This is a genomic window from Sulfitobacter sp. (assembly GCF_041552635.1).
In the GTDB taxonomy this organism is placed as follows: domain Bacteria; phylum Pseudomonadota; class Alphaproteobacteria; order Rhodobacterales; family Rhodobacteraceae; genus Sulfitobacter.
On record NZ_JBFEKM010000253.1, the window covers coordinates 1 to 4,128 of the forward strand.

5 protein-coding genes and 1 pseudogene are annotated in these 4,128 nt (G+C 60.5%); 5 read left to right on the forward strand and 1 reads right to left on the reverse strand.

All coding sequences use genetic code 11. From position 1 onward, the window contains the following. Nucleotides 1–572 (reverse strand): annotated as a pseudogene (locus tag ABYT07_RS19455) (hypothetical protein); the annotation flags it as partial. Between the two features lie 161 nt (nucleotides 573–733). Between ABYT07_RS19455 and ABYT07_RS19460 the strand changes: the two are divergent. From ABYT07_RS19460 to ABYT07_RS19480, 5 genes are all read left to right on the forward strand, one after another. Further along, complete coding sequence (locus ABYT07_RS19460; RefSeq protein ID WP_372993673.1) at nucleotides 734–1,315, forward strand: aminodeoxychorismate/anthranilate synthase component II; 582 nt, start codon at nucleotides 734–736, stop codon at nucleotides 1,313–1,315. After that, the gene (gene trpD, locus ABYT07_RS19465; RefSeq protein ID WP_372993674.1) at nucleotides 1,312–2,331 is read left to right on the forward strand and encodes an anthranilate phosphoribosyltransferase; all 1,020 of its coding nucleotides are present in this window, start codon (nucleotides 1,312–1,314) and stop codon (nucleotides 2,329–2,331) included. Before ABYT07_RS19460 ends, trpD begins: the two co-directional genes overlap by 4 nt. Next, nucleotides 2,328–2,996, forward strand: a complete 669-nt coding sequence (locus tag ABYT07_RS19470; RefSeq protein WP_372993675.1) for a uracil-DNA glycosylase — start codon at nucleotides 2,328–2,330, stop codon at nucleotides 2,994–2,996. The genes trpD and ABYT07_RS19470 overlap by 4 nt, the downstream gene beginning before the upstream one ends. Beyond that, complete coding sequence (gene trpC, locus ABYT07_RS19475) at nucleotides 2,993–3,805, forward strand: indole-3-glycerol phosphate synthase TrpC (protein WP_372993676.1); 813 nt, start codon at nucleotides 2,993–2,995, stop codon at nucleotides 3,803–3,805. Before ABYT07_RS19470 ends, trpC begins: the two co-directional genes overlap by 4 nt. Beyond that, the coding region (locus ABYT07_RS19480) for a cyclic pyranopterin monophosphate synthase MoaC (RefSeq protein ID WP_372993677.1) at nucleotides 3,806–4,128 on the forward strand (323 nt) is incomplete at its 3' end.

Below are 4,128 nucleotides of genomic sequence, written 5' to 3' on the forward strand. Positions count from 1 at the left end.
GCGGTAATAACTTCGGGGGCGGTTTCTTCCATCACATCGTCTTGCGGCACGGGGTCAACTACGACGGTTTCCCCGGCGATAGGTTCGTCCGCGTCCGGCGCGGTTGTTATCACAGGTGCAGGTGCCGCAGGATCCGTCGCAATGGCGGTATCATCGCGAGCGTCAGGTTCCATCGGGGCCAAAGCCATCGGGTTAGGCAGGATCGGCGCATCCGGTGTCATGGCTGGCGGTGTTGTTTCTATTGCCTCGTTAAGCCGAGTGATTTCAACGTCTTGGCCGATCTCCGGCGCTGCCAAGGGGGCCGTCGCCATATCTTGGGGTGCATCGGCGCTGCTGTCATCTGCCGGCATGATTGCAAGCGGCGCAGGCTTCGCCTCGGGCGGGCTGTCAACGGGCGCAGGTGCGGGCGGTTCAGGGGGCGTATCGACTGGCGCGGCGGCTGTCATATCCTGCGGCGCGGTATCATCCATCTGCGGCGGCGGGCCGATCGGCACCACGAAAGACACGATGCCTGCCACAACCACGCTGAACACACCACCGATCACGATGCCCCCGATAAACCCGCGTGCCATTGAAAAATCACTCCTGTTTATTAGTTCAGTCAAGCGTGGCTCTGGTGGCCGGCTGCCCTTGACGATGGGCCTCAAGCCTGAACATGTAATGACAATGTTATACCGTGGTTTTCTACGGTTTCTCTAGCCCTAAACCCGGTCCCAATACAAAGAATTCGCCTATGCTACTGCTGATAGATAATTACGACAGTTTCACCTATAACCTAGTGCATTATCTAGGGGATTTGGGCGCGCAGGTCGACATCAGGCGGAATGACGCCATCACGGTTCAAGATGCGATGGCGATGAACCCTGCTGGCATAATCCTGTCACCGGGGCCATGCGATCCGGATCAGGCGGGGATATGTCTGGCGCTTACGGCAGCGGCAGCCGAGACGCGCACGCCTTTGTTGGGCGTGTGTCTGGGGCATCAAACGCTTGGGCAGGCCTTTGGTGGCAAAGTGGTGCGCGCCGATGATATTGTGCACGGTAAGATGGGCCAGATGCAGCACACGGGCAAAGGTGTCTTTGCCGGACTGCCGTCGCCCTTTGCCGCAACACGCTATCATTCGCTGGTGGTCGAACGCGCCACCCTGCCCGATTGTCTGGAAATCACGGCTGATCTGGAAGACGGCACCATCATGGGTCTGCAACACCGCGAATTGCCCCTGCATGGCGTGCAATTTCACCCTGAATCGATCCGATCTGAGCATGGCCATCAGATGCTGCAAAACTTCCTGAACGACCTAAAGGTGCCGGCATGAGCGAACTTCTCAAACCCCTCATTGATGCTGCGGCCAATGGGCCCCTGACCCGCGCCCAAGCCGAAGAAGCCTTTGGTATCTTGTTCAACGGCGAAGCAACCCCCAGCCAGATCGGCGGCTTTCTGATGGCCCTGCGCACGCGCGGTGAAACGGTGGATGAATATGCGGCGGCCGCCCATGTCATGCGCGCCAAATGTCACGCGGTGAACGCGCCGGCCGGTGCAATGGACATCGTCGGCACCGGTGGCGACGGCAAAGGCACGCTGAACATCTCGACTGCGACGGCGTTTGTCGTGGCTGGTGCAGGCGTGGTCGTGGCCAAGCACGGCAATCGCAACCTTTCGTCGAAATCCGGTGCCGCGGATGCGTTGACGCAGATGGGCCTTAAGGTCATGGTCGGCCCCAAAGTGGTCGAAGCCGCGCTGCACGAGGCCGGAATAGGCTTTATGATGGCCCCGATGCATCACCCGGCGATTGCGCATGTGATGCCGACGCGGTCCGAACTTGGGACCCGCACGATCTTTAACATCCTTGGTCCGCTGACCAACCCTGCTGGCGTGAAACGGCAGCTTACCGGTGCCTACCGGCGCGATCTGATCCGCCCCATGGCCGAAACGCTGGGCGCTTTGGGGTCGGAAAAGGCTTGGTTGGTGCATGGCTCTGACGGGACGGATGAATTGACCATCACCGGCGTCAGCTGGGTTGCGGCCTTGCACCCTGACGGCAGCGTGACCGAATTCGAGATCACCCCCCAAGACGCGGGCCTGCCTGTGCATCCGTTCGAAGATATCGTTGGCGGTACCCCGGAAGAAAACGCGCGTGATTTCAACGCCCTGCTGGACGGCACCCCGTCGGCCTACCGCGATGCAGTGTTGCTGAATTCGGCCGCGGCCTTGGTCGTGGCGGATGCCGCACCCGACCTTAAGGCGGGCGTCGAGATGGCCCGGACCAGCATCGACAGCGGGGCCGCGCGCGACAAGATCATCCAAGTGGCCCGCATTACACAAACCGCATGACCGCGCCTGACCTGACGCGCCTTGGCGCATGGCGCGACTTGCCGTTTTTCACCGAGAACCTACCGGAGATCTGGGACGCTTTGGCGCAAGACCAGCGGGTGATACTGCCCCCTGCGCCGCAGATATTAGCAGCGCTTGAACAGACCCAGCCCGATGACGTGCGGGTCGTCATCTTGGGTCAGGACCCCTATCCCACGCCCGGCCACGCCCATGGGCTGGCCTTTTCCGCCGACGCGACAACAAAACCGCTGCCACGGTCCTTGGCCAACATTTTCAAAGAGATGCGCACTGATATCGGTGCGGCCCCTGACACCGCCGACCTGCATTTCTGGGCCGCCCAAGGGGTTATGCTGCTGAACACGACCCTTACCGTACCAGCGGGTCACGCAGGCGGGCATGCCAGTCTGGGCTGGCAAACCCTGACGGCACAAGTGCTGCGCCGCCTGTCGGACCGTCCCCGCGCCTATCTGCTTTGGGGGGCGCATGCCCAAAAAGCCGCCAAAGTCGTAGACCCGCATACCAACTTCAAGCTTGAGACCGCCCATCCGTCGCCCCTGTCTGCACGGCGGGGCTTTTTCGGATCGCGGCCCTTTTCACGCAGCAATGACTGGTTGCACGCCCAAGGCCAAAGCCCCATAAACTGGGCAACACCGGAGATTTTATGACCGACACAATCCTAGACAAGATCAAAGCCTACAAGCTGGACGAAATCGCCGCCGACAAAGCGGCCAAACCGCTTGAAACGGTCGAGGCCGAAGCCCGCGCCGCATCGCCCGTGCGCCCCTTTGCCGATGCGTTATTCGATGCCTCGCGCGAAGGGTATGGCCTGATCGCCGAGGTCAAAAAGGCCAGCCCCTCCAAAGGGTTGATCCGCGCCGACTTTGACCCTGCCACATTGGCTGCCGCCTATGCTGCGGGCGGTGCGACGTGCCTTTCGGTGCTGACGGATACCCCGAGCTTTCAGGGGTCCAAAGACTATCTGGTCGCCACGCGCAATGCCTGCACCCTGCCCGTACTGCGCAAGGATTTCATGTATGACACCTATCAGGTCGCCGAAGCCCGCGCCCTTGGGGCCGATTGCATCTTGATCATCATGGCCTCGGTCAGTGATGCGCAAGCGCTTGAACTGGAACAGGCCGCCGCCGATTGGGGCATGGATGCGCTGATCGAAGTGCATGACAAGGCCGAACTTGACCGGGCTGCCCAGTTGAAAAGCCGGATGATCGGCATCAACAACCGCAACCTCAAGACGTTCGAGACATCGTTGGACACCACACGGACCCTGTCCAAACATGTCGATGTGGAAAAAATGATCGTGTCCGAATCCGGTCTGAACAGTCCCGATGATCTGGCTGACATGGCCCGCTATGGCGCGCGCGTGTTTCTGATCGGCGAAAGCCTGATGCGGCAGGATGATGTCGAAGCCGCAACGCGGACCCTGCTTGCCAACCCGCTGCGCCCGGGAGGTCTGTAAATGACGCTGACGCATTTTGACGGCAAGGGCGACGCGCATATGGTCGATGTGTCAGACAAGGCTGTCACATCACGGATCGCCACAGCAGAAAACTACATTAAGATGCAGCGCGAAACCTTTGATATTATTACCGAAGGTCGCGCAAAAAAGGGTGACGTGATGGGCGTTGCGCGTCTGGCTGGTATCATGGCCGCCAAACGCACATCCGATCTGATCCCGCTGTGTCATCCGCTGCCGATCACCAAAGTATCGGTTGAATTGACCCCAGACGCCGACCTGCCCGGCCTGCGCATCGAGGCGACAGTGAAAACCACCGGCCAGAC